The 22,935-nt window shown below is 63.8% G+C and carries 25 protein-coding genes and 1 tRNA gene; 16 read left to right on the plus strand and 10 right to left on the minus strand.

The window, feature by feature from the left end; all coding sequences use genetic code 11:
• Positions 1 to 82: 82 nt before the first annotated feature.
• On the minus strand, positions 83 to 1,225 hold the full coding sequence (locus tag ACP7EG_RS09015) for a hypothetical protein (RefSeq protein ID WP_426087366.1): 1,143 nt from the start codon (positions 1,223 to 1,225) through the stop codon (positions 83 to 85).
• A gap of 74 nt (positions 1,226 to 1,299) precedes the next feature.
• Complete coding sequence (locus ACP7EG_RS09020; RefSeq protein WP_426087367.1) at positions 1,300 to 2,229, minus strand: LysR substrate-binding domain-containing protein; 930 nt, start codon at positions 2,227 to 2,229, stop codon at positions 1,300 to 1,302.
• Between the two features lie 149 nt (positions 2,230 to 2,378).
• Here ACP7EG_RS09020 and ACP7EG_RS09025 point away from each other — a divergent pair, with 149 nt between their 5' ends.
• Positions 2,379 to 3,608: an HD-GYP domain-containing protein gene (locus ACP7EG_RS09025; RefSeq protein WP_426087368.1), complete on the plus strand. Its 1,230-nt coding sequence runs from the start codon at positions 2,379 to 2,381 to the stop codon at positions 3,606 to 3,608.
• Here ACP7EG_RS09025 and ACP7EG_RS09030 read toward each other — a convergent pair.
• Positions 3,605 to 4,651, minus strand: a complete 1,047-nt coding sequence (locus ACP7EG_RS09030; RefSeq protein ID WP_426087369.1) for a GGDEF domain-containing protein — start codon at positions 4,649 to 4,651, stop codon at positions 3,605 to 3,607. The genes ACP7EG_RS09025 and ACP7EG_RS09030 overlap by 4 nt on opposite strands.
• Positions 4,652 to 5,131: 480 nt before the next feature.
• Here ACP7EG_RS09030 and ACP7EG_RS09035 point away from each other — a divergent pair, with 480 nt between their 5' ends.
• The 14 genes from ACP7EG_RS09035 (at position 5,132) to ACP7EG_RS09100 (ending at position 18,126) form a co-directional block, all read left to right on the plus strand.
• Positions 5,132 to 5,314, plus strand: coding sequence for a Flp family type IVb pilin (locus ACP7EG_RS09035; RefSeq protein ID WP_426087370.1), 183 nt, complete (start codon positions 5,132 to 5,134; stop codon positions 5,312 to 5,314).
• Positions 5,315 to 5,367: 53 nt separating this feature from the next.
• Complete coding sequence (locus ACP7EG_RS09040) at positions 5,368 to 5,901, plus strand: A24 family peptidase (RefSeq protein WP_426087371.1); 534 nt, start codon at positions 5,368 to 5,370, stop codon at positions 5,899 to 5,901.
• A 93-nt stretch (positions 5,902 to 5,994) separates the two neighbouring features.
• Complete coding sequence (locus ACP7EG_RS09045; protein ID WP_426087372.1) at positions 5,995 to 7,368, plus strand: ATP-binding protein; 1,374 nt, start codon at positions 5,995 to 5,997, stop codon at positions 7,366 to 7,368.
• Positions 7,365 to 8,219: a Flp pilus assembly protein CpaB gene (gene cpaB / locus ACP7EG_RS09050; RefSeq protein ID WP_426087373.1), complete on the plus strand. Its 855-nt coding sequence runs from the start codon at positions 7,365 to 7,367 to the stop codon at positions 8,217 to 8,219. The genes ACP7EG_RS09045 and cpaB overlap by 4 nt, the downstream gene beginning before the upstream one ends.
• An 18-nt stretch (positions 8,220 to 8,237) precedes the next feature.
• Entirely contained in the window at positions 8,238 to 9,671 is a 1,434-nt protein-coding gene (locus ACP7EG_RS09055; RefSeq protein ID WP_426087374.1) for a type II and III secretion system protein family protein, read from the plus strand.
• A gap of 16 nt (positions 9,672 to 9,687) precedes the next feature.
• On the plus strand, positions 9,688 to 9,990 hold the full coding sequence (locus ACP7EG_RS09060) for a hypothetical protein (RefSeq protein WP_426087375.1): 303 nt from the start codon (positions 9,688 to 9,690) through the stop codon (positions 9,988 to 9,990).
• The gene (locus ACP7EG_RS09065; RefSeq protein ID WP_426087376.1) at positions 9,980 to 11,404 is read left to right on the plus strand and encodes a pilus assembly protein TadG-related protein; all 1,425 of its coding nucleotides are present in this window, start codon (positions 9,980 to 9,982) and stop codon (positions 11,402 to 11,404) included. Before ACP7EG_RS09060 ends, ACP7EG_RS09065 begins: the two co-directional genes overlap by 11 nt.
• A complete protein-coding gene (locus ACP7EG_RS09070) occupies positions 11,401 to 11,883 on the plus strand; it encodes a TadE/TadG family type IV pilus assembly protein (RefSeq protein WP_426087377.1) in 483 nt (160 codons plus the stop codon). Before ACP7EG_RS09065 ends, ACP7EG_RS09070 begins: the two co-directional genes overlap by 4 nt.
• Positions 11,873 to 12,484, plus strand: a complete 612-nt coding sequence (locus tag ACP7EG_RS09075) for a TadE/TadG family type IV pilus assembly protein (RefSeq protein WP_426087378.1) — start codon at positions 11,873 to 11,875, stop codon at positions 12,482 to 12,484. Before ACP7EG_RS09070 ends, ACP7EG_RS09075 begins: the two co-directional genes overlap by 11 nt.
• A gap of 56 nt (positions 12,485 to 12,540) precedes the next feature.
• A complete protein-coding gene (locus ACP7EG_RS09080) occupies positions 12,541 to 13,710 on the plus strand; it encodes an AAA family ATPase (protein WP_071079867.1) in 1,170 nt (389 codons plus the stop codon).
• A 50-nt stretch (positions 13,711 to 13,760) separates the two neighbouring features.
• Complete coding sequence (locus tag ACP7EG_RS09085) at positions 13,761 to 15,107, plus strand: CpaF family protein (protein WP_426087379.1); 1,347 nt, start codon at positions 13,761 to 13,763, stop codon at positions 15,105 to 15,107.
• Between the two features lie 12 nt (positions 15,108 to 15,119).
• Positions 15,120 to 16,097 carry a type II secretion system F family protein gene (locus ACP7EG_RS09090; protein WP_426087380.1) on the plus strand — a complete coding sequence of 326 codons (978 nt, stop codon included), beginning with the start codon at positions 15,120 to 15,122 and terminating at the stop codon, positions 16,095 to 16,097.
• Positions 16,098 to 16,111: 14 nt separating this feature from the next.
• Entirely contained in the window at positions 16,112 to 17,050 is a 939-nt protein-coding gene (locus ACP7EG_RS09095; protein WP_426087381.1) for a type II secretion system F family protein, read from the plus strand.
• Positions 17,051 to 17,061: 11 nt separating this feature from the next.
• Positions 17,062 to 18,126 (plus strand): LytR C-terminal domain-containing protein, encoded by a 1,065-nt coding sequence (locus ACP7EG_RS09100; RefSeq protein ID WP_426087382.1) that lies wholly within the window; start codon positions 17,062 to 17,064, stop codon positions 18,124 to 18,126.
• A gap of 69 nt (positions 18,127 to 18,195) precedes the next feature.
• On the opposite strand, the gene ACP7EG_RS09105 is transcribed toward ACP7EG_RS09100, so the two are convergent.
• A complete protein-coding gene (locus tag ACP7EG_RS09105; RefSeq protein WP_426087383.1) occupies positions 18,196 to 19,185 on the minus strand; it encodes an EDSAP-1 family PEP-CTERM protein in 990 nt (329 codons plus the stop codon).
• Positions 19,186 to 19,397: 212 nt separating this feature from the next.
• Positions 19,398 to 19,772: a hypothetical protein gene (locus tag ACP7EG_RS09110; protein ID WP_426087384.1), complete on the minus strand. Its 375-nt coding sequence runs from the start codon at positions 19,770 to 19,772 to the stop codon at positions 19,398 to 19,400.
• A 151-nt stretch (positions 19,773 to 19,923) separates the two neighbouring features.
• Here ACP7EG_RS09110 and ACP7EG_RS09115 point away from each other — a divergent pair, with 151 nt between their 5' ends.
• Positions 19,924 to 20,235, plus strand: coding sequence for a hypothetical protein (locus ACP7EG_RS09115; RefSeq protein ID WP_426087385.1), 312 nt, complete (start codon positions 19,924 to 19,926; stop codon positions 20,233 to 20,235).
• Between the two features lie 14 nt (positions 20,236 to 20,249).
• Here the strand turns inward: ACP7EG_RS09115 and ACP7EG_RS09120 are convergent, their stop codons facing one another.
• The 5 genes from ACP7EG_RS09120 to ACP7EG_RS09140 form a co-directional block, all read right to left on the minus strand.
• Positions 20,250 to 20,456 carry a dodecin gene (locus ACP7EG_RS09120; RefSeq protein ID WP_034753599.1) on the minus strand — a complete coding sequence of 69 codons (207 nt, stop codon included), beginning with the start codon at positions 20,454 to 20,456 and terminating at the stop codon, positions 20,250 to 20,252.
• A gap of 227 nt (positions 20,457 to 20,683) precedes the next feature.
• Positions 20,684 to 20,759 (minus strand) — tRNA-Thr (locus tag ACP7EG_RS09125).
• A gap of 26 nt (positions 20,760 to 20,785) precedes the next feature.
• Positions 20,786 to 21,298: a ClpXP protease specificity-enhancing factor gene (locus ACP7EG_RS09130; RefSeq protein WP_071079859.1), complete on the minus strand. Its 513-nt coding sequence runs from the start codon at positions 21,296 to 21,298 to the stop codon at positions 20,786 to 20,788.
• Positions 21,299 to 21,403: 105 nt separating this feature from the next.
• Entirely contained in the window at positions 21,404 to 22,015 is a 612-nt protein-coding gene (locus ACP7EG_RS09135; protein ID WP_010394154.1) for a glutathione S-transferase N-terminal domain-containing protein, read from the minus strand.
• Positions 22,016 to 22,135: 120 nt separating this feature from the next.
• The gene (locus ACP7EG_RS09140) at positions 22,136 to 22,900 is read right to left on the minus strand and encodes a cytochrome c1 (RefSeq protein ID WP_071079858.1); all 765 of its coding nucleotides are present in this window, start codon (positions 22,898 to 22,900) and stop codon (positions 22,136 to 22,138) included.
• Positions 22,901 to 22,935 lie beyond the last annotated feature (35 nt).

Consider the following 22,935-nt stretch of genomic DNA (forward strand, 5'->3'; position numbering starts at 1 on the left):
AAATACGCTTTGGCGATGGGGGTATAAGAAAAAATGATGGCCTGCCTTGCGCCGCAAGACAGGCCATGCATGTAAGGCACGCTTAGGGCTGCGTCCATTGCAGCTTGCGTGCGCGCAATGGATAGGCCAATGGCGTCAACTCAGGCAGCAGGGCATTGAGCGAGTCTTGCGCCAAGGCCAGCGCCTGCTTCGCATCGATTTCGCTGACACTGAGCTTGTCCATGAAGCCCTTGCCGAAGCTGAGGTAAACAGGGGAGCCATGTTCCTTGATCTCGATGGTCATCGGATTTTTTTCCAGCGATAGCTGGTAAGTGCCGGGCACCAGTTCCAGTGCCACATGGGTTCTGGAATGGCTCATGTAATAGGTTTTTTTGGCGCGGCCGTCCAGATGGTTGGCGACTAGCGAATAGAAGTGGTTGCCGTCATCGAATTTCCGGCTGTCGAGCGTCTCTTGTGACAGGCGGTTGAAGATGATCAGATTGGCTTTGGGATTGAGCACCGTGCCCGCTTGCCCCGGCTGGTCCGGCGTTTTCAGGGCCGTTGTGCGGCGCACGCCTTTGCCATCGGCTTCACGGGCGTACTGGTCTATGACCGGACCGCTGGTCAGTGTGCCGGAAACCAGGCCTGGCCCCAGCCATTTTGCGTTTTTTTCCGTGTAGCTGAGTTCTGACATGGATGCATGTTTGGTCTGGATCGAATGCCAGACCGGTTTGTCGGCAACGCGGTCATACACGACCGCTTCGCTGAGCATGATGAGGTCAGAGTTGCAGCCGTAGTTGCAGTTTTTGGGCGGCATGATATCGGCAAACGTCCAGTCCACCAGGGCCACATAGCGCCGCCCCGTAGTGCTGGGAGGCAGCCCTTGCACGGTATCGCGAATAGATGGTCGTTTGAAGGAAGGCGGCGTAGGGATGAAGGCGACTTGATACTCTGGATTGACGGCAGCGTCCATGTACGCTCGGCAAGCCCAGCTGTGGATGAGGGAATCGTTGTCCGATGAAACTATGTTCCCCCATGTATTTTCATGCATCTTGGGGGTGCAGCTTTCCGGAGCGATGAACACGGCTACATCAATTTCGCTCTTTTCAATCGGCTGTGCGATATCGAGCAATAGCACTTCGAGGATGGGAAATTCGGCTTGGGGCCGGGCAGCTTGGGCGCCCGGCATCAGCAGCAGGGCGGCGCCTGCCGCCAGAGCGCGCAGCGAGGTGATGAACAAGGACATGATGACGAAGGTGAAATGGATAAGATCATTATTTTATTTCTTTTGGGAAATTATTGTTGGAAAAGTAATGGCCGCTACAGCACGTGCGCCCCCACCCAGCGCCCACTGCCGCACAGCTCGGCGGCCACTTGCAGCACGAGGTTTTTCACGGCGTTGCCCGCATTCGTCAGGGGAATGTTTTTTGAGGCGCACAGGGCCACCGTGCGCGACAGCACGGGGCTGTGGATGGCATAGCTGCGCATGGCGCCGCTGTCCAGTTCGGCCAGCAGGGGGGCGGCCGGCAAGATGGTGGCGCCCATGCCGGCCAGGATGGCCGATTTCAGGATGGCGATCGAGTTGATCTCGATCACGTTCGCCGTCTCCAGGCCCAGTTCGCGCGCGCGGCTGTCGATGCGCGGGCGCACACCATGCTGCAGACCCGGCAGGATCAGGGTGGCGCTCAACGCTTGCGGGAACGACACGGCATGGCCGGCGGGCGTGAACGGCGAATCGCTGCGGCAGATAAAACGCATTTCTTCTTCCACCAGGGGGCTGCAGGCAAAAGGCGTCAGCTGGCCATCGTCAAACAGCACGGCCAGGTTGATGCGGCCCGATTTGAGCTGTTCATTGAGGTTGCCCGTGATTTCTTCCGTCAGTTGCAGGGTGATCTCGGGGTAGCGTTCGCGCGCGGCCAGCAGCAGGGGCAGGGCCAGCGCGCCGGAGATGCTGTGCGGCAAGCCCAAGGTGACATTGCCGGACGGCCGCGTGGCGCTTTGCGTGACGGCCGAGCGGGCGTCGGCCACCTGTTTCAGGATCGCTTGCGCGTGTTCGTAAAACACCTTGCCCGCGTCCGTGCTGAGCACGCCCTGGGCCGAGCGGTGCAGCAGCTGTACCCCCAGTTCTTCTTCCAGCTGGCGCAGCTGCTGCGTCAGGGCCGGCTGCGCCACATGCAGGACCAGGGCCGCGCGCGACAGCGAGCCGTGGTCAACGATGGCAACAAAGTAACGTAATTGGCGCAGTTCCATGGGTCCCAAGAGCGGTGCGTTGAGGGTGCGGTGATCGGAAAAAACAGGGTGTTGCGCCGCAGCGCCGAACGCGGCCAGCAGAATAACAATTTTGTTATACTCATTCTAGCGCCTTCGGTGCTCCAGACGCGTACTTGTGGGATGACAGCATGCTCAAGAAAGTTGATTCGTCTCAATTAAAAGTGGGCATGTATGTCCACGACCTCAGCTGCGACTGGATGACGCATCCGTTCGTGCGCAACCGTTTCCTGTTGCGCAGCGACGATGAAATCCGCAAGATCGTGCAAGCGGGCATCCACGACGTGGTGATCGACAGCGGCAAGGGCCTCGATGTGCAGGATGCGCCTACCGTGGCGCAGGCGCGGGCCGAGACGGAACGCGAACTGGTGCAGATCGCCGCAGCGGCGCCGCAGGTGGTCACGCGCGTGTCGCTGGGCATGGAACTGGCGCGCGCCACGCAGGTGCGGCGGCAGGCATCGAGCCTGGTGCGCACGGTGATGGCCGATGTACGCCTGGGCAAGGCCGTCGAGATCGACCGCGTGCAGCACACGGTGCAAGATATTACCGAATCGATTCTGCGCAATCCCGGCGCCCTCGTCGGTTTGTTGCGCATCAAGAACAAGGACGACTACACCTTCCTGCACTCCGTCAGTGTGTGCGCGCTGATGGTGGCGTTTTGCCGCTCGCGGGGCGTCGATGGCGCCACCACGCACCAGGCCGGCCTGGGCGGCTTGCTGCATGACACTGGCAAGGCGCTGGTGCCCGATAGCGTGCTGAACAAACCCGGTCCCCTGACGCCGGAAGAATTTGCCCTGATCAAGCGCCATCCGCGCGATGGCTACGATATCCTGTGCCGCTCGCCCGAGCTGGGCGCCATTCCCCTCGACATCGCCTTGCACCACCATGAGCGGCGCGACGGCAGCGGCTACCCGGACCAGCTGGCCGGTGACGCCATCAGCGAGCTGGCGCAGATGGCCGCCATCGTCGACGTGTATGACGCGCTGACGTCCGACCGCAGCTATCACAAGGGCGTCGCCGCCGCCGAAGCCTTGCGCAAGATTTATGAGTGGAGCAAATTCCATTTCAACCCCGTGTTCGCGCAGGATTTCATGCGCTGCGTGGGGATCTATCCGGTGGGTACCATGGTCATGCTGGAATCGGGCCGCCTGGCCGTCGTCATCGAGGCGCACGAGAGCAATCTGCTGGCGCCGAAGGTGAATGTGTTTTTCAGTACGAAGAGCAATGCCTACATCAAGCCCGAGACAGTCGACCTGTCGCGCGGCTTAGGCTTCGGCGGCGGCGACAAGATCGTCGGCCATGAGTCGGCTGCCAAGTGGCAGGTCGATCCCATGCGCTTTCTCTCCCTCGCGGATGCCTAGAAGAACTCCGCCGTATCGTTCGAGGCGATGGTAGTTAACAGGCCCTTGGCTACCAGCTCGTCGTAATGGCAAGCCAGGTTGCGGCCATGGCTTTTCGCGTAGTACAGGGCCTGGTCGGCGCGGCCGAGAATGATGACGGGTGCCTCGTAGGCGTTGATGCTGACGAAGCCCACGCTGACGGTGACTCTGCCCACTTGCGGGAAGTCGTGCGTTTCGACATTGGTGCGGAAGCGGTCGATGATTTTCTGCGCATTTTCCAGGGTGATCGAGCGCAACAGCACGACGAATTCCTCGCCGCCGAAGCGGAAGATGCGGTCTTGCGAGCGGAACGACGATTGCAGCTGATTGGCGATCAGGATCAGCACCTCATCACCATACAGGTGGCCAAACTTATCGTTAACCAATTTGAAATGATCGACATCGATCACGGCCAGCCATTGCCGTTCCGTGTCCGTATGGTGGCGCCGCTCTTCATCGATGGGAAGCGGCTTGTCCGCTTCCGGTTCGCCGCGGCTGTGCAGGATTTTCGCCAGTTGGTCGTCGAAGGTCTTGCGATTCAATAAGCCGGTGAGCGAATCGCGTTCGCTGTAGTCGAGCAGGTTCTGGAAATTGCGGTACACGCTGACGATGCCGCCGATCACCTGGATGGTGGCGCCCGTGTAGGGCGTGGGGTTGGTGATTTCCAGGCAGGTGGTGACCTGGTCGCCGATCCAGATGGGCAGCCACAGCAGGTGGCGGCCGTCGGCGCACAGGGTATCGGCGCTCGCTTCATGGCGCGCGATGCAGGCGGCCAGGGCCGGGTAGTCGGACAACGGTTCGCCTGGCAGGGTAGGGTCGTTATGCTCTTCCATGCGGGCCACGCTGCCTGCCACGATGATGGCCCGCGACCGCACGAACACCTGGCCACGCACGGTGGTCAGTGCCAGCACACGGGTCTGCGATGCGGCAGCGAGCTCCTGAACCGCCGAGATCACGGAGATGTCGAGCATCGTGTGGTCGCGGTGCCCGGTCATGTCCACCATGTGTTTCAGTAGGGAATCCATTGTCGTTCTCTGGAAAGTAGTCACACAAGTGTCGTCATAGCAGCATTGCATCAAGCAAGAGCATGTTCGCGTCCGTCTACAGAAGCCAAGATTTATTTGGTGGCATGACGCTCTTTACCGCAGGGCGAGAGGCCTTTCCAAAGAAGAGCTAAGCAGGATAATGTCTTTTTGCCTAATAGGCAATTAACGTATGCAATATTTCATGTAAATACATGAGATTCATGCACCGCGTTGCAAAAAACTTGCCTTGACGAAGACTTTCAATCCTGATCGCAACATTTGTTTGCGTCAGTCGTCATTTCAACAAGGTTTGATAATTTCCATATGGAAACTTGTGGCGCGTCAATTTGCCAAACCGTGGACGCTTTATAGTCAATCCAATGGCGCAGAAATTTACGGCAGGAAACATATTAGCAGGAATGGGCAATGTTTCACACCCGATTGCGCCAGGGACTTGTGATTCACTTTTGGGAGCTTGTCATGCATACCTTCCTGTCGGCAGTACAGCAGTTTGTCAAGGATGAGGATGGCATTACGGCAATCGAGTACGGCTTGATTGCGGCCTTGATGGCGACCGCCATCACGGCCGGTTTCTTGCTGATCAAGACCAACCTGCTGAACGTCCTCACCGAAATTTCGACTAACTTGGTGTTGACGCCCTAAGCGGGTGCCCGCCGCTGGCCGGCCAGTGGCGGGTTTTTTTCAGGAGGTATGCCATGCCTGCAACTGCCTTGTGCGACCTGCTGTTGTTGTGTTTTGTGACGGGGGCCGCCGTCAGTGATTTGATCCGCCGCAAGATACCGAATGGTTTGGTGCTGTCCGGCATTCTCGCCGCGCTGGCTTTGCACCTGTGGCTGTGGCCGCAAAGCGTGCCGTCGTTGTGGCTGGGCGGCATGGCGACGGGTTTCTTCCTATTCCTGCCTTTATATGTGCTGCGCGGCATGGCCGCCGGCGACGTCAAGTTGATCGCCATGGTGGGCGCCTTTGCCGGCCCGTGGCCCGTGCTGCAGATCTGTTTCGCCACCTTTGTGCTGGGCGGCCTGATGGCCGTGCTGATGATCACGTACCAGGGCAAGTGGCGCGCCTGCCTGGGCAATCTGCGCCAGCTGTTGTGGCCGATGATCGCGCGCATGGCCGGCATTCCCCTGGCGCCTGCTGCGCTGGGTAGCGGTGCCAGCGTGGGAAACATGCCGTACGGACTGGCCATTGCCCTGGGTTGCCTGGTGGTGCAAGGGCGACATTATTTCTGATTGTTATTCATTGCTCTGAATCAATGGGCGCCAGTCCCTGCTGGCTAGAATGAATTCTGTTCAATGCAGTCTTAACCGGCTTGGAGACACAGGATGACCGAAGTCGACTATTCTATGAGCAGCGAGAGTACGCCGCGCCCCGCCGACGCGAACCTGATGCCGCCCTTGCCGCCGCAGCCGAAGAGTTTGCGCGAAACGGGCCTGGAGCGGCCGCTGGTGGTTGAACTGATCGCCAAGCTGATGTTTGTGAGCGGCAAGACGCACTTGTCCGCCATGACGACGCGCTTGCGCCTGTCGATCAATGTCTTGCGCGAAGTGCTTGATTTCATGGTGGCCGAGCAGATGGCCGAAGTGGCCTGGCGCGGTGAATCCGAGATCGACGTGCAGTATCAACTGACGGGCGCCGGCAAGCAGCGCGCCAACGCCTTCCTTGAGCGCTGTGCGTATATCGGCGCGGCCCCCGTCACCCTGGAGGCGTACCGCGCCATGGTGGCGCGCCAGTCGTGGCTGGTACAGGAACAGCGCGTGGGCAGCGACGACCTGGCGGCCGTGCTGGGCAGCGCCCATGCGGGGCCGGGCATGCTCGACGTGGTGGGTGCGGCCCTGCATTCGGGGCGCTCGCTGCTGCTGTACGGTCCGCCCGGCAGCGGCAAGTCGACCCTGGCGCTGCAACTGGGCCAATTGCTGCACGGTCTCGTCGCCGTGCCCTACGCCATCGTTGTCGGCCAGGACATCATTCAATTGTACGATCCGGCGCAGCACTTGCCGCCCGCGCCGCAGCATGTCAGCCATGCGCGCCAGGCGCTCGAACGGCGCAGCACGGATATCCGCTGGGTGTTGTGCCAGCGTCCCGTGATTCACGTGGGCGCTGAGCTCGACGCGGGCATGCTGGAGCTGCGCCATGACGCCAGCGGTGGCTGCTACCAGGCGCCGCCCCATGTGCGGGCGAATAACGGCATGCTGATCATCGACGAACTGGGCCGCCAGCGCCTGGGCGCGCAAGAACTGCTGACGCGGCTGATGCAGCCGCTGGCACGGGGCAGCGACCAGCTGGGCCTGCCCGGCGGCGTGCAGATCAGCGTGCCATTCGACAATGCCCTGGTGCTGGCCACGAATGTGTCGCCGGGCGAGCTGTTTGACGCCGCCTTGCTGCGCCGCATCGGCTACAAGGTGCAGGTGGGGCCGCTGGCCGAGAGTGCCTATCGCGCCCTGTTTCGCCAGCAATGCCGCCTGGCCGGCATGGCCATCGACGAACTGGCCCTGAACCACCTGCTGCAGCTGCATGGCGCGCAGGGACGGCCCTTGCTGGCCAGCTATCCTGGTGAGTTGCTGGCGCGCATAGGCGACTTTGCCGGCTTTGCCGGCTGTGAAGCGCGCCTGACGGTGGCTGCCCTGGAGCAGGCCTGGAGCAGCCTGTTTGCCAGCTGCGACATGCCGGCCGCCAGCCTGTGCGAGCGTATCGCATGAAAAACCGGCGCGCCCTCTTGATGATGGGTCTGGCTGTGGTGCTGGGCCTGCTGGCCGTGTTGCTGGCCTCGCACTGGCTGCTGCGCCAGACGCCGGCCGGCAAGGGAAAGATCGTCGTGGCCGGCAGCGATGTCAACCTGGGCCAGCGCCTGACGCCCGAGATGCTGCGCCTGGCCGAGTGGCCGGCGGAAAGCTTGCCGCAGGGCGCGCTGCAAGACCCGGCAAAACTGGCGGGACGGGTGCTGAAAACCAGCGTGCTGCGCGGCGAACCGCTGAGCGAAGCCAAGCTGGCGCCGGCCGGCACCCTGGGCGGCCTGTCAGCCCTGATCACGGAAGGGCGGCGTGCGATCACCGTGCGCGTCAACGACGTGATCGGCGTGGCCGGCTTTGCCTTGCCGGGCAACTATGTCGACATCATCGTGAGTACCCAGCAAGATGCCGGCGAGCGCGCGTTTCCGCAAAGCCGCAACATTTCCAAGATCGTGCTCGAACGCATCCTGGTGCTGGCCGTGGCGCAGGAAGTGGGGCGCGACGAGACCAAGCCGCGCGTGGTCAATGCGGTGACCCTGGAAGTGACGCCGGAACAGGCGGAAAACCTGGACCTGGCGCGCAGCGTGGGCAGCTTGTCGCTGGTGCTGCGTAATCAGGTCGACCCGCAACCGGGCGTGACGGCGGGCGCCACCAAGCTGACCCTGCTGGGTGGACCGCACGAAGCCGAGCCCGCTCCTGCCGCTGCCCCCGTGCTGGCCGTGGCACCGCGCCCGGTGCGCGTGGCGAAGGCGCCGGCGGAGCCGCCGCGCCAGTGCAGCGGCGTCATCGACGGGACGCGCCAGTCGCGCGAATGTTTTTAGCTAACCATGGACACGCTCATGAACCGCGCTCTGCTGACACTCTGCTGCCTGCTGTTGCCGCTTGCCGGTGCGGCGGCCGATCCTGGCCCGCGCTGCGGCGGCGAAGCGGCGACACCCGGCAACTTGCAGCTGCAGGTGGGCAAGTCGAGCATGCTGCGCCTGCCTGAAGCCGTGCAACAGCGCAGCGTCGGCAATCCGGCCGTACTGCAAGCCATGCTGGTGGCGCCCGACACTTTATATGTGGTGGGCGTCGACGTGGGCAGCACGAACATGATCATCCAGGGCAAGAGCGGCGTGTGCAGCGTGGTGAACGTCAGCGTCAGCATGGACCCGGCCGGCTTGCAAGCGACCCTGGCGGCCCTGATGCCGGAAGAAAAAGCCATCCGCGTGACAGCCGTGGCCGATACCCTGGTGCTGTCGGGCACGGTGCAGGATGCGGGCGCCGTGCTGCGCGCCGTCGATCTGGCGCACGCGTATGTGCGCCGCGCTACGCACCCGCTGGCGTTGCCCAAGCCCGCCGATGGCGCCGCCTTGCCGGTGGCGGCCACGGCGCCGGCCGGCGGTGCGGGTGGCGTGAACAGCCGCATCATCAATATGCTCGACGTCAGTGCGCCGCAGCAGGTGATGCTGGCCGTGCAGATCGCCGAAGTGTCGAAGTCGCTGCTGGAACGCCTGGAAGTGGGCGCCACCCTGCGCTTCGCGTCCGGCAGCTGGGCCACCACCTTGCTGTCGAATTTCCTCAGCGGCAAGGCCAATAGCTTGCTCGACGTGCGCAAGTCGAATGGCCAGCAGCTGACCATCGAGGCGCAGAAACAGGATGGCCTGGTGCGCATCCTGGCCGAGCCGACGGTGATGGCGATCAGCGGGCAGGAAGGCAGTTTTTTGGCCGGCGGCAAGATCTTCATTCCCGTCGGCCAGGACAACAACAAGATCACGCTGGAAGAGCGCGAGTATGGCGTCGGCCTGCGCTTCACGCCCACCGTGCTGTCGGGCGGGCGCATCAATTTGAAGGTGGCGCCGGAAGTGTCGGAACTGTCGCGCGAGGGGGTGGGCATTTCCGCCGCCGGCATCAGCGGCCGCTCGATCTTGCCCGTCATCACCACGCGGCGCGCCTCGACCACGGTACAGCTGTACGACGGCCAGAGCTACGCCATCGGCGGCTTGATCAAGAACAACCAGGTGAGCAACATCACGGGCGTGCCCTGGCTCAGCGAAGTGCCCATCCTCGGCGCGCTGTTTCGCAGCACGGATTTCCAGCATGACCGCACGGAATTGCTGTTCGTCATTACCGCGCACCTGGTGAAACCCTTGCCGGCGGACGCCGTGCTGCCGACGGCGCAGCTGGCGCCCCCTTCACGCACGGACTTGATGTTGGGCGGCAAGATGGAAGGGACGCTGGCGCCGCCGCCCGTGTCGCCACTGCGCGCGGCCAACGGTTTCGAGCTGAAATGAGACGGGGAGAGATGCCATGCCGAACTCGCTTTTGATGTCGCTGCGGCGCCTGGCGGCGGCGCTGCTGGTGTTGCAGCTGGCCGCCTGCACACACGGCAGCACGCCGCAGCTGGACCGGCGCTTCGGCGACGCCGTGCGCCTGGCCATGGCGCAGCAGGTACGCGATCCGGCCAGCGCCGGCAATCGCACCCCGGCCGATGGCCTCGATGGCCCCAGCGCGCACGCCGTCATGCAGCGCTACCGCGCCTCGTTTGCTGAACCGAACGGCCAGGCGCCGCAGCCCGTGCAATTCATGCTGGGAGGCGGCAATGGCAAATAGACGCCAGCGCGGGGCGATGCTGATCGCCTTTTCCATCCTGCTCATCGTGGTGCTGGGCTTTATCGGCCTGGCACTGGACGTGGGGCAGGTCATCGGCCGCAAGACGGAATTGCAGAACCTGGCCGACAACGCGGCGTTGGCGGCGGCGGCGGAACTGGTGGGCACGCCCGAAGGGCTGACAAACGCCGTGACGAAGGCCAAGAGCAGTGCTGCCGACAAGAGCGCATGGCGGCGCCGCATGCAGGGTGCCATCCTGTCGGACGCCAGCATCCGTTTCGCCAGCACGCCCGATGCGCCCGCCACCGAGTGGCATGCGGCGGGCGCCGTGCCCGATGCCTCCACGGCGCTGTTCGTGCGCGTCGATACGCAGGCCAATGATCCATCGCTGGGGCAGGTGGCGACGGCGTTCCTGGGCGCCTGGTCGCCGGCGCTACGTACGCTCGATACGGGCGCGCGCGCGGTGGCCGGGCGGTCCAGCTTGCACCTGACGCCGCTGGCTGTCTGCGCGCTGTCGGCCAGCGCGGCCAGCCCGCGTACGAATGCGGCGCTGCTGCCGGCCGTCGAGTTGCTGGAATATGGCTTTCGCCGCGGCGTGGCGTATAACCTGTTGAAGCTCAATCCGCATGGCCCGGCAGCCGAACATTTCGTGCTCAATCCGCTTGGACAACCCGGCATACTGGGATCGTCGTTGCAGATCAGCGAGTCGAGCGTGCTGCCGTTTGTCTGCAGCGGCACGGTGCTGTACCCGCGCGTCGGCAGCGCCCAGGTGCACGTGCACCGGCCCTTTCCCGCCGCGCTGTGGCCGGCCTTCAACGCGCGTTTCAATCAGTACGCGGGCAGCGGCTGCCACCCTGTCACGGCGCCGCCCGACACGAATATCCGCGCCTTCCCGAATACGGCAGCGAGCTGGTGGATGATGAATGCGCCTGACGCGCCCAGTGCGCTCAGCACGGGCAATCCGCTGCTGTCCGTGGCGGACCCGAACTCACCTCCGATCCCGCCCGCGCTTGGCAGCTACGGCCCGCTGTGGTCGTTCTCCAGGGCGGCGAAGTACAGCGCCACGAAGCCCGCCGGCGGCTACCCGCCATTTGCCCCCGGCGACTGGGCCAAGCTGTATCCGGCGACGCCGGCGCCGCCGGTTGCGAAGTCCGGTTATCCGATCAGCGGCACGCCTTACCTGACGCTGGGATTCCAGACGGCGCCGACCGGCAACATGGGCGTGGCGCAGCGGCGCGCGCTCAATATCGCCTTGCTGGCGTGCCCCGTGCCAGCCGGCAGCGACGTGCTGGCGCAGGTGCTGGGCATCGGCCGTTTTTACATGACGGCGCCGGCCAGCAATGGCGTGCTGAGCGCCGAATTTGCCGGCACGGTGCCCGAAGGCGCACTGGCCGGCCCGGCGGAGCTGCTGCAATGAAGCCGCCTTGCCGCGCATCAATCCGCCAGGATGGCCTGGCGGCCATCGAGCTGGCGCTGATCATGCTGTTCTTCATGGCTCTGCTGCCCGTCGTGCTGCTGTTTGGCCGGGCGTTCTTCGCCTATACCGCCTTGCAGAAAGGCGCACATGACGCGGCGCGCTACCTGGCTACCTTGCCGTTGCCGCAGATGGCCAACGGCGATGCTATCGTGCAGCACAGCGCTTTTGCCCGGCAGCTGGTGCTCGATGCGATGGCGGAAACGGCGCCGCACCTGAAAGCGCTCAGCGTCAGCCTCGATTGCATCTATGCCGACGATTTCTATAACTGCGGCAACTACCCGACGGCGCCGCTGCAGGTGCGTATCAAGGTGTCCGTGGACATGCCCGTCGATATCCTGCCCCAGCTGACGCGTGCATGGCTGCCGCAGCTGGCGCCGATTCCGCTGCGTGCGAATGCGACATTGCGCTATGTCAACTAATCTGCATATCCGGCGGCGGCAGCGCCAGGGCGGCGTCTTCGCCGTCGAATTCGCCATGCTGGCGCTGCTGTTCTTTTTGTTTGTCTTTGCCATGATCGAAGTGGCGCGCGCCGTGTATGTCTGGAATATGGTGCACGAGATCACGCGCCGCGCCGCGCGCGCCGCCGCCGTGACCGATTTCAGCAACGCTGCCGCGCTGCAGGCCGTGCGGGGACACGCCGTGCTGCGCACCGGCCCCGGCGCCTTGCCCTTGGGCGGCGGTATCAGCGATGCGTATGTGCGCATCGACTATCTGTCGGAGAGCAGCGGCGGCGCCGCGCTGGCGGCAGTGCCGGTGACGGTGATGCCAGGCTGTCCGCAACGCAACCGCATCAATTGCCAGGACGATCCGCATGGCGCCAGCTGCATCCGCTTCGTGCGCGCGCGCCTGTGCGTACCGGGCGATGGTGCGCGCTGCGAGCGCGTGCCATACCGGCCCATCCTGCCCCTGCTGGGGATGATGTTTCCCTCCGGCGCAGGAGCCGTGCGTTTGCCCAGCGGGAGCACCATGGCAGTGGCCGAGTCGCTGGGCTATCCGGACAACCCGAATTTCTGTCCCTGAATGCCGCCGGACGGTGGCAGCCGACTGTGTTGACCTGAAAGAAGCGAGGAAGTGCGATGAAAGCCTTGATGATTAGCCGCGACGCCAGCTTGCATGAAGAAATCGCCGCGCAAGGTGCGGCCCGCATGCCGGTGCTGCGTCTGCTGGAGCGGCGCAGCGGCCTGCGCGATGCCGTCGAGCGCATGCTGCCCGAAGCGCCCGAGCTGGTGATCGTCGACGCCAGCGGCATCGACGCCGAAGAGGCGGACTTGCTGGAGCGGCTGGCGCGCCAGTATCCGCTGGCCGTGCTGATGCTGCTCACGCGCGGCCAGCAGCAGGATGTGCTGATCCGCGCCATGCGCGCCGGCATGCGCGAAGTGCTGCAACTGCCGCTGGTGCACAAGGCCTTTCACGAGGCGATGGACCGGGTCGACATCCAGGCCGGCGTGACGCAGATGCGCGACGGCAAGGTGCTGGCCTTTATTTCGTGCAAGGGCGGCAGCGGCGCCACCTTCCTGTCGACGAACTTTTCCTACGCGCTAGCCAGCCTGGCCGGTTGCAAGGTGCTGCTGATCGATCTGCACGGCCAGTTCGGCGACGCCACTTTGTACGTGTCGGACCAGAAGCCGGCCATGACGCTGTCCGACATCTGCGCGCAGATCGCGCGCATGGATGGCGCCTTTCTCGCCTCGTGCCTGGTGCACGTGACGCCGAACTTCGGCGTGCTGGCGGCGGCCGACGATCCCGCGCACAAGGTCGACATGCAGCCCGAGCACATGGACCGCATCCTGGCCGTGGCGCGCCAGCACTACGACTACATCGTGCTCGACGTGGGGCGCCAGATCGATGCGCTGTCGCTGCGCGCGCTCGACAACGCCGACGCCATCTATCCGGTGCTGCAGCTGGCCCTGCCCGACATCCGCGACGGGCGCCGTCTGCTCGACATTTTCCGCTCGCTCGGCTATCCGGGCGAGCGCCTGCGCCTGATCGTCAACCGCTATGAAAAGGGTGGGCGCCTGCGCCTGGCGGACCTGGAGCAGGCGCTGGGCGCCGAAGTGGTGCACACGGTGCCCAACGATTACATCGCCGCCACGGATTCCGTCAACCAGGGCATCCCGCTGCTGCAGCTGTCGCGCACCAGCGCCGTGGCGCGCAGCCTGGCCGAGCTGGTGGAGCTGGTGACGGCGCGCCGCGTGACGGAAAGCCGCGGCCTGTTCGACCGCCTGTTCAGCCGCAGCGAGGCCTAGGAGCGGAATAGATGTCAAGGCTCCCGCCGGGGGCCATCATGGGAGCCGAGATGACTTTACGCGAACGCCTGGCGGCAAATGAAACGGTGCGCCCCGCCACGAATGGACAAGGCGCGCTGGCGCTGCACGCTTACCAGGAACTGAAAAAGACCATGCACCAGACGATACTCGACCGTATTGACCTGGAGCGCCTGAAACGCCTGACGGCGGAGCAGTTCAAGCACGAGCTGGCGCTGCTGGTGCAGCGCGTCATCGAGGAAGAGCGCATCGTGCTGAACCAGCATGAGCGGCATAGCCTGGTGCTCGATATCCAGCACGAGATGCTGGGCTTTGGCCCGCTCGAGCCCTTGCTGGCCGACGCCAGCGTGTCCGACATCCTCGTCAATACCTGCGACAAGGTGTATGTCGAGCGGGGCGGGCGGCTGCAGCTGACGGACGTGACGTTCCACGACAATGCGCACCTGATGAAGATCATCGAAAAGATCGTCTCGCGCGTGGGACGGCGCGTCGATGAATCGAGCCCGATGGTCGATGCGCGCCTGCCGGACGGCTCCAGGGTCAACGCCATCATTCCGCCGCTGGCCGTCGATGGCCCGATATTGTCGATCCGGCGCTTTGCCGTGCAGCCCCTGACCATAGCCAACCTGCTCGACTACAAGAGCCTGACGCCGCCCATGGTGCAGGTGCTGCAGGCGCTGGGCCAGGCCAAGATCAACATCCTGATCTCGGGCGGCACGGGCAGCGGCAAGACGACCTTGCTCAACGTGCTGTCCGGCTTCATTCCCGGCAGCGAGCGCATCGTCACCATCGAGGATGCGGCCGAACTGGCGTTGCGCCAGCCGCACGTGGTGCGCCTGGAAACGCGTCCGCCGAATATCGAGGGCAAGGGCGAAGTGAGCCAGCGCGCGCTGGTGCGCAATGCACTGCGCATGCGCCCCGACCGCATCATCCTGGGCGAGGTGCGCGGCGCCGAGGCGCTCGACATGCTGCAGGCGATGAACACGGGCCATGAGGGTTCGCTGGCGACCATCCACTCGAACACGGCGCGCGATGCGCTGGCGCGGCTGGAAAACATGGTTGGCATGGCCAACGTGAACCTGACGCCGCGTGCCACGCGCCAGCAGATCTGCTCGGCCGTGACGGTGGTGATGCAGGTGTCGCGCCTGACGGACGGCGCGCGCAAGCTGGTCAGCTTGCAGGAGGTGACGGGCATGGAAGGCGACATCATCGCCATGCATGAAATCTTCCGCTTCGAGCAGACGGGCGTCGATGCCGAGGGCAAGGTGCAGGGCCACTTCTGCGCCACGGGCGTACGGCCCCGCTTCACGGAGCGCCTGCGCATGTTCGGCGCACCCGTGCCCGACAGCGTGTTCGACCCGGATCGCATTTACGAGTAAGGGAGAGGGATCATGGACCTGGTGTTCTACGGCTTTGCCGTGCTGCTGTTCGCCGCCTGCATCCTGATGGTGGAAGGCGCCTGGCTGTGGTGGTCGGGCACGCATGGCAGCGCGGCGCGACGCATCAACCGGCGCTTGCGGCTGATGGCGGCGCGCGGCGAGGCGGGTGGGGAGCGGATCTCCATCCTCAAGCAACGCCGCTATGCGCGTGCGCCCGGACTGGAGCGTTTGCTGCGGCGCGTGCCGCAGGCGGCAAAGCTCGACCACCTGCTGCTGCAATCGGGCTTGTCCTGGTCGGTGGCGCAATTCATCGGCGTCATGGGTGCCTTGTTGCTGGCGGCCTTGCTGCTGCTGGCGGCCTGGCCCATGCCTTTTCCCGGCGCCTTGCTGCTGCTGGCCAGCGCCGTGAGCGGACCGTGCCTGTTGGTGCTGCGCGCGCGTGCGGCGCGGCTGAAAAAGATCGAGGCGCAATTGCCGGAAGCGGCCGATTTCCTGGCCCGCGCCTTGCGCGCCGGGCACTCGTTTTCGAATGTGCTGCAGATGGTGGGCGACGAACTCAATGAGCCGATCAGCGGCGAATTCAAGATGGCGCACGAAGAGATCAATTACGGCGTGCCGATGAACGAGGCGCTGCAAAACCTGGCCGCGCGCATTCCGCTGACGGACTTGCGCTACCTCGTCATCGCCGTGCTGGTGCAGCGCGAATCAGGGGGGAATCTGGCCGAAGTGCTGGTCAGCATCGCGCGCATCATCCGCGCCCGTTTGAAACTGCTGGGGCAGGTGCGCGTGCTGTCGGCCGAGGGGCGCATGTCGGCCTGGGTGCTGGGACTGATGCCGGTGGTGATGATCGGCGTCATGGCGCTGGTCAACCCGCAATACATCCGCTTGCTGTGGACCGATCCCAGCGGCATCAAGTTGCTGTGGTACGCGGCCGGCATGGTGGCGCTGGGCGTGGTCTGGATGCGCAATGTGATACGTATCAGGATATAACAACAGGGGGTGGCATGAGCGCTTCGCAACTGCTGTTTCTCGTGATTGTCTTCGTCGTGGTGGTGGCGCTGGCCCTGCTGGCGTGGCTGATCTTCTTTCCCGGCGCCCTGCGCCAGCGCCTGTTCGGCGCCACGGCGCCGGCGGCCAGCGATGCGGTGGCCGACTCTGGCTGGGTGGAGCGCGTGGCGCGCGTGGCGCAGCCGTTCAGCAAGCTGTCGCTGCCGGAAGAGGGCTGGGAGCGCTCGCCGCTGCGCACGCGTTTCATGAACGCGGGCTGGCGGCAAGCAAGCGCGCCCGCCCTGTACTTTGCGGCGAAAACCGTGCTGGCCCTGCTGTTTCCCACCGTGCTGGGGCTGTACGCGGCCAGCGCCATGGCGGCGCAGCTGCGCAGCGTGCTGCTGTTGCTGCTGTGCGTCAGCGCCACCATCGGCTATTACCTGCCGAACATGGTACTGGCCAGCACGGCCAAGCGGCGCCAGCGCGACATCTTTGAAAATATCCCCGATGCGCTCGACTTGCTGACCGTGTGCGTGGAAGCGGGCCTGAGCCTGGAGCGCGCGCTGGTCAAGGTATCGGGCGAGATCCACATCAAAAGCATGGTGCTGGCGCAGGAATTGCAACTGGTGCTGATGGAAATGCGCGCCGGCTTTTCCAAGGAAAAGGCGCTGCGCAACCTGGCCCTGCGCAGCGGCGTGGAAGATGTCGACACCCTCGTCGCCATGCTGATCCAATCAGAACGCTTCGGCACCAGCATGGGCGATTCGCTGCGCGTGCATTCGGAAAACCTGCGCAGCAAGCGCAGTCTGCTGGCCGAGGAGGCGGCGGCGAAGATCGCCCTGAAACTGCTGTTCCCGCTGATATTTTGCGTCTTTCCCACCCTGATGCTGGTGCTCATGGGGCCGGCCGTGATCGAAGTCTATCGCGTGCTCGTGCCGGCCATGGCCAGCCGCTGAAAGGAGTTACCATGCGCTTGACGCTCTCCCGCCTGGCCGCCGCTTGTGCCTGCCTTGGCCTGGCCGCCTGTACCACGCAACTGGCCCATGCACCGGTACCGGCGTGGCCTGACGCCGATGCCGCCTATGTGGCGGGGCGCCAGCATTTCGAGCGGGGCGACTTGCCCGCCGCGCAAGCGGCCTATGAGCAAGCGCTGCGCCTTGCGCCACGCCACGTGAACGCGCGCAACGGTCTGGCCGTGCTGCATGCGCAGCGGGGCGAACACGACGCGGCGATCGCCCATTGGCTGGCCTTGACGCAGGAAATGGGCATGGCGCGGCCGCATCAGGCCTATCTGTTCAGCAATCTCGGCCATGCCTATTCTCTGAGCGGACGCGATGCGCAAGCGTTGCCCGCGCTGGAACAGGCGTGTTTGCTCGATCCGCTCAATGCGCTGGCCTGGCAGCACCTGGCGCAGGTGCTGGAGCGCCTGGGACAGCACGAGCGCGCCGTCCTCATGCGGCGCCAGGCGGCCAGCTTGCGGGAACACGACTTGCGGCGCGACCTGGCGGTCTTGCGCGGCGCGGCGGCGCCGCAGCTTGTGCCTGTGCCCGCGCCGGTGCCGGATGCGCCCGCCATGGCGCGCGTGGAGATCACGCAGAGCGATGGTATGGCCCAGCTGCAGCGCGTGCTGGCAGCGGTGCGCAGCGTACCCGCCGCAGTGCCCGAGCGGCCCATGCCGGCGGCGCCCGCGCCGCAGCCGCGCCTGGAAATTGTGAATGGCAACGGTGTGCCGGGCATGGCAGCCGCGCTGGCGCGCAGCCTGGCTGGCGCTCCTGTGCAGGTGGTGCGCCTGGCCAATGAAACCAGCTTCCAGGTGGCGCGCACGCGCGTCGAATACCGGCCCGCGCAAGAGCAGGCGGCGCGCCAGCTGGCCCGCCAGCTTGGGCCGCAGGTGCAGACCCAGGCCGCCGACTGCCCGGCCAGCGAGCTGCGCCTGGTACTCGGGCGCGACCTGAGTGACCCCGCCATGCTGCACCGCTACTATCTGCAGCAGTTGCAACTGGCGCGCCAGGCACTGGCACGGCTGGGGTAAAACGCCTCTGCCGGCGTCTACAACACGCGGCGTCTGCAAAGGCGCCGCGTGTTGTAGGCATGCCAGTGTCTATTCCGGCTGGCGGCGGCGCGTGAACGCCAGGGCGGCCAGCCCCAGACCCAGCAGGAACAGGCTGCCGGGTTCCGGCACGGCCAGGGGATCGATGACGACGATGTCGGTGCGTGTGGACTTGGCAAAGTTCAAGGTATAGCTGCCGGCGGGCAGGGCGAAACTCGAGGTCAGGGAAAACAGCGCAAAGCCATTCGTGAAGGCGCGCCCGGTAGCGGGGTCATTCGTGCCGGCCGTCAAGTTCAGGCTGAACGGGTCGAGGCTGCCGGCGCCATGGTTGCCGTTGATATCGCTACCATTGTTCGGGTTGCCGTCGGGGGCGAACTGGAAGATCACGCCATCGGCATTCGCGTTCGACAGGCAGCCGACGGGGCTGGCGCTGTTGCAGGAGATATTGAAGATATCCATGATCGACACGTTCGACTTGTCGCCCAAGGTCGTCACGCTGGTGCGCAAGTCGCGCCGTCCCATAAAGCTGAAGGTGATGAAGCCGGCGCTCGACAGGGTCAGGTTGACGGAGCCGGTGAGCGTGTCGCCGGCCATGGCCGTGGCGGCGCCGACCGTGTTGCGCTGTGTTTCCGCCACGGCTTGCACGCTGGCGCCGCCATTGAGCATATTGCCGAAGGCGTGCGCATCGCCGCGCGCGAATTCCAGGGTGGAACTGGGACTGGGTGCGTAGTGGTTTTGCGGCAAGCCGCTGCAGCCGCCACCCGAACACACTTGCAGCACGTCGGCGTTGGCGGCCGGCCCCGTATTGACGGCGCGCGGATTGACGGCCACGCCACCTTCGAAGAAGGCGCTGTCGCTGGCATTGCGGTTGGCGCCGGCCAGCGACAGCGCGCCAGCGCTGGTGGTGATGCGGAAATTGTTCAACTCATTGACGGCCAGGCCGTACGCGCCGGCCTGCGCCTGGCCGCTGGCCAGCAGGCTTGCCGCCGCCAGTGCGCCCAGCCAGCCCAGGGTCTTGCTTCGTGTGTGATTGACGTTCATCGCAGCCTCTTATCGTGGTCAGTGTCGGGAAATCCGGGGGGACAAAGAATCCAGAATGACATGCCTGGATTCATCTCGTAGACACAGATAAGCAGCTTGCGTGCCACATAAAAAAAGTTTATTGAATCAAGTACTTGCCTAAAGCGGGCTGAACTGAAAGAGGTCAAGTGTAAGAAAGGCCGACGCCGCTTTGCGGGCGGCCTCGGCCAACCTCAGGTACCGCGGTGATAGCCCAGGTGGCCACCCGAATTGCTTGCGCAACCGCAACCGATGCGCACCACTTCCTCGCCTTCTGTCAATTTCCAGTTGGTAATGGTCGTGTGCTGCCAGTCGATGTCACTTTTCTTGACAGGTTTGACCGTCAAGGTGCGTTGCTCCACATCTGTGTATTCCATCAGCTCCTCGTCGTCGGCGATGTCGAAATGGCGGTGGATCAGGGAAATACCGAAGCGGTCGAGTGCGCCATAGCGCTGCAGCACGTCGCGCAGTTCGCGGAAGCAGGCCAGATCCGCAGGCAGCAGCGGGTCGACGGCGGAAATATCGGCAACGGGTTGCCATTGCATGGCGTGGATGTTCAGGCTGTGCATGATAGGCTCCTGTGCCCCGTGATGAGTGGCCCAGGCTGCCGGAGGGGCGCTGGCACGCCTGGCGAAATACCCATCGTGGCCGTAAAGCCGGTGCGGCGCTTGCGCCAGATCAAAGGTGCGGCACATCGCGCCACGCCCGGTAAAATAGGCCATGGCAAACAAAACTCCCACTTTCCCCGGCGCACGCACGGGCCGCGGCCAGGTCCTGGCCGTGCTGCTGTCGAACCGCGACCAGTCCGGCGCCGAGCCGCTGCAAGGCCGCGTCTCCCTGGCCGCCATCGTCAAGGCATTGAAACGCAAGTACCACTGGCCCATCGAGACGCACAGCTTTCCCGCCAACACGCAGGATGGCCGCGCCAGCTGGGCGACCGTGTACAGCTTGCCGGAAAAGGTGATTCAAGCCGCGCTGGAGGCCGGCGGCCGCGAGTGGCTGGAGAGCCGGGCAGTGGTCGGGCGGCGGTGAGTTGCCGCCTTACCCTATTCGAGTCGGAAGCCGACCTTCAGCGTGACCTGGAAGTGCGCCACCTTGCCGTCGACGATATGGCCGCGCGATTCGGTCACTTCATACCAGTCCATATGCTTGACCGTCAGCGCCGCCTTGGCAATAGCATCGCGTATCGCCTGATCGCTGCTCTCGGTCGATGTGCCCACCAGTTCGATGAGCTTGTAAGTGTGTGCGGACATGATGTTTCCCCAGGTAGGAAAGCCGGACATCGGGAGCCTGCTTTGCGCAAGCACGTGCTCATCTTGCGCCTAAATGTGCTGGACGTCATTGCGCGGTGCAGCAATGCGCGCACAAGCTTATCTGGACGGGACGCGTGTCAATTGGCCTGGGAGTGTCCCGCAGGCAGGGGAAAAGAAAAAAGGGCTACCAACCGAAGCGGGTAACCCTTTGATTTTCTACTGAATTCTGGTGCCGACTGCCGGTTTCGAACTGGCCACCTGATGATTACAAATCAACTGCTCTACCAAATGAGCTAAGTCGGCAAAAACTGTGCGTTGCGAATTATACGCTATTTAATGCGTGTCAGGGTCGGGCGGCCGCCTTTTTTTGGTGGCTCGTCGTCGCCGGGCGTGGCGTTGTCGCGTTGTTCGGGGGAACTGGTTGGCACGGACGACAGGGTCGGGGCGCTGGAGACCGGGGCCAGCGCTGGCGGTGGCAGGTCGGCGGAGGCCGGGCTGTCGGTCGGTTGCGCGTCGGGGTCATCGTTGCCCAGCACGGGCTCGAAGGCCATGCCCTGGCCGTTTTCGTTGGCGTAGATGGCCATCACGTTGTCGACCGGTACGTAGATTTCGCGCGAGACACCGCCAAAGCGGGCGTGGAAGCGGACGGCGTCGTTGTCCATCTTCAGGCCGCTGGTGGCGCCGAAGCTGATGTTGAGCACGATTTCGCCCTTTTTCACGTATTCCATCGGTACCGTGGTGCGCGAATCGACTTTGACCGCGAGATAAGGCGTGTAGCCGCTGTCGGTGCACCATTCGTAGATGGCGCGCAGCATATAAGGTTTGGTTGAGATTTCAGACATGGTAGACACTGTGAGGCGGGAGCGCCCCCATCAAGCATGAGGCGGGCGCACCGGTAATTCAAAAGACGCAGATATCCCGGCAGGCGCGGCCTGCCGGGATTATCTTTAGCGGCGCATGACCTTTTCGGAAGGGGTCAATGCCTCGATATAGGCTGGACGCGAGAAGATGCGTTCGGCGTATTTCATCAGCGGTGCGGCCGTCTTCGACAGTTCGATGCCGTAGTGGTCCAGGCGCCACAGCAGCGGCGCGACAGCCACGTCGAGCATCGAGAATTCGTCGCCCAGCATGTACTTGTTTTTCAGGAACAGCGGCGCCAGGGTCGTCAGGCGGTCGCGGATTTCCGCGCGTGCCTTGTCGTGGGCCTTGTCGTTGCTCTTGGCGCGCTCGCTTTCCAGCACGTGCACGTGCACGAACAGTTCTTTTTCGAAATTGAACAGCATCAGGCGCGCGCGGGCACGCATCAGCGGATCGGCCGGCATCAGTTGCGGATGCGGGAAGCGCTCATCGATGTACTCGTTGATGATGTTCGATTCATACAGGATCAGTTCGCGCTCGACCAGGATAGGCACTTGGCCATACGGGTTCATGGTCGAAATATCTTCCGGCTTGTTGAACAGGTCGACGTCGCGCACTTCGAAGTCCATGCCTTTTTCAAACAGGACCAGGCGGCAGCGTTGCGAAAATGGGCAGGTTGTACCCGAATAGAGAACCATCATTTTTTATAGTTCCTTAGAAACAAAGGGGGTGAAGCCGCGAACGGCTCACCCCAGGTCGCTTGTCCACTCATGCGGACAATGCAGAAACAGGCATAAACCGGCCTATGGCCGGCGCCTCACTTATTTGACTTCCTTCCAGAACGACGCGTTAAGGCGCCATGCCAGCAGAGCAAATACCGACAGGAACAGCAGCACCCACACGCCCAGGCGTTTGCGTGTTTGCTGTGCCGGTTCGGCCATCCACTCCATGTAGCCGACCAGGTCGGCTACCGCATTGTCATACTCGATCTTGTTCAACGTGCCGGGCTTGACCTGCTCGAAGCCGGCAAATTTGTGGATCTTCTTGCTGGGCTCGTGGGGATCCGTCTCTTCCACGAACTTGGCAGTCTGGACACCTTGCAATTCCCACAATACATGCGGCATGGCAACATTCGGCAAGACCATGTTGTTCCAGCCGGTCGGCCGAGTGTCGTCTTTATAGAACGTACGCAGGTAAGTATACAGGTAGTCGCCGCCAGTGCCAGCGGAAGATGATTTCGCGCGCGAAATTACCGACAAATCCGGCGGTACGACGCCAAAGAAGGCCTTGGCGTCCTGCGGTGCCAGGCTAGTCGTCATCAAGTCGCCGACTTTATCACCTGAGAACAACAGATTCTGCTTGATCTGGTCTTCCGTCAAGCCCAGGTCGCGCAGGCGGTTGTAGCGCATTGACACGGCGGCGTGGCAATTCAGGCAATAATTGACGAACAATTTGGCGCCATGCTGCAGCGCTGCCATGTTGGTCTGGCGGTCAGGAGCCTTGTCCAGCGGAAAGCCGCCTTCGTTGGCGAGAGCCATGGCGGGCACGAAGGCCAGGATGGCGAGCAGTTTTTTTGCAATCTTCATATGATGTATGTCCTTTGAGCGTGGCGTGAGAGCGG

The sequence above is a fragment of the Janthinobacterium sp. PSPC1-1 genome (assembly GCF_049897625.1).
GTDB classification, from domain to species: domain Bacteria; phylum Pseudomonadota; class Gammaproteobacteria; order Burkholderiales; family Burkholderiaceae_D; genus Janthinobacterium; species Janthinobacterium tructae.

Excerpts from the sequence above, each read along its gene's own strand:
- ACP7EG_RS09015 (WP_426087366.1), bottom strand. The coding sequence starts at position 1,225 with ATGTCCTTGTTCATCACCTCGCTGCGCGCTCTGGCGGCAGGCGCCGCC.
- ACP7EG_RS09020 (WP_426087367.1), bottom strand. The coding sequence starts at position 2,229 with ATGGAACTGCGCCAATTACGTTACTTTGTTGCCATCGTTGACCACGGC.
- ACP7EG_RS09025 (WP_426087368.1), top strand. The coding sequence starts at position 2,379 with ATGCTCAAGAAAGTTGATTCGTCTCAATTAAAAGTGGGCATGTATGTC.
- ACP7EG_RS09030 (WP_426087369.1), bottom strand. The coding sequence starts at position 4,651 with ATGGATTCCCTACTGAAACACATGGTGGACATGACCGGGCACCGCGAC.
- ACP7EG_RS09035 (WP_426087370.1), top strand. The coding sequence starts at position 5,132 with ATGCATACCTTCCTGTCGGCAGTACAGCAGTTTGTCAAGGATGAGGAT.
- ACP7EG_RS09040 (WP_426087371.1), top strand. The coding sequence starts at position 5,368 with ATGCCTGCAACTGCCTTGTGCGACCTGCTGTTGTTGTGTTTTGTGACG.
- ACP7EG_RS09045 (WP_426087372.1), top strand. The coding sequence starts at position 5,995 with ATGACCGAAGTCGACTATTCTATGAGCAGCGAGAGTACGCCGCGCCCC.
- cpaB (WP_426087373.1), top strand. The coding sequence starts at position 7,365 with ATGAAAAACCGGCGCGCCCTCTTGATGATGGGTCTGGCTGTGGTGCTG.
- ACP7EG_RS09055 (WP_426087374.1), top strand. The coding sequence starts at position 8,238 with ATGAACCGCGCTCTGCTGACACTCTGCTGCCTGCTGTTGCCGCTTGCC.
- ACP7EG_RS09060 (WP_426087375.1), top strand. The coding sequence starts at position 9,688 with ATGCCGAACTCGCTTTTGATGTCGCTGCGGCGCCTGGCGGCGGCGCTG.
- ACP7EG_RS09065 (WP_426087376.1), top strand. The coding sequence starts at position 9,980 with ATGGCAAATAGACGCCAGCGCGGGGCGATGCTGATCGCCTTTTCCATC.
- ACP7EG_RS09070 (WP_426087377.1), top strand. The coding sequence starts at position 11,401 with ATGAAGCCGCCTTGCCGCGCATCAATCCGCCAGGATGGCCTGGCGGCC.
- ACP7EG_RS09075 (WP_426087378.1), top strand. The coding sequence starts at position 11,873 with ATGTCAACTAATCTGCATATCCGGCGGCGGCAGCGCCAGGGCGGCGTC.
- ACP7EG_RS09080 (WP_071079867.1), top strand. The coding sequence starts at position 12,541 with ATGAAAGCCTTGATGATTAGCCGCGACGCCAGCTTGCATGAAGAAATC.
- ACP7EG_RS09085 (WP_426087379.1), top strand. The coding sequence starts at position 13,761 with ATGACTTTACGCGAACGCCTGGCGGCAAATGAAACGGTGCGCCCCGCC.
- ACP7EG_RS09090 (WP_426087380.1), top strand. The coding sequence starts at position 15,120 with ATGGACCTGGTGTTCTACGGCTTTGCCGTGCTGCTGTTCGCCGCCTGC.
- ACP7EG_RS09095 (WP_426087381.1), top strand. The coding sequence starts at position 16,112 with ATGAGCGCTTCGCAACTGCTGTTTCTCGTGATTGTCTTCGTCGTGGTG.
- ACP7EG_RS09100 (WP_426087382.1), top strand. The coding sequence starts at position 17,062 with ATGCGCTTGACGCTCTCCCGCCTGGCCGCCGCTTGTGCCTGCCTTGGC.
- ACP7EG_RS09105 (WP_426087383.1), bottom strand. The coding sequence starts at position 19,185 with ATGAACGTCAATCACACACGAAGCAAGACCCTGGGCTGGCTGGGCGCA.
- ACP7EG_RS09110 (WP_426087384.1), bottom strand. The coding sequence starts at position 19,772 with ATGCACAGCCTGAACATCCACGCCATGCAATGGCAACCCGTTGCCGAT.
- ACP7EG_RS09115 (WP_426087385.1), top strand. The coding sequence starts at position 19,924 with ATGGCAAACAAAACTCCCACTTTCCCCGGCGCACGCACGGGCCGCGGC.
- ACP7EG_RS09120 (WP_034753599.1), bottom strand. The coding sequence starts at position 20,456 with ATGTCCGCACACACTTACAAGCTCATCGAACTGGTGGGCACATCGACC.
- ACP7EG_RS09130 (WP_071079859.1), bottom strand. The coding sequence starts at position 21,298 with ATGTCTGAAATCTCAACCAAACCTTATATGCTGCGCGCCATCTACGAA.
- ACP7EG_RS09135 (WP_010394154.1), bottom strand. The coding sequence starts at position 22,015 with ATGATGGTTCTCTATTCGGGTACAACCTGCCCATTTTCGCAACGCTGC.
- ACP7EG_RS09140 (WP_071079858.1), bottom strand. The coding sequence starts at position 22,900 with ATGAAGATTGCAAAAAAACTGCTCGCCATCCTGGCCTTCGTGCCCGCC.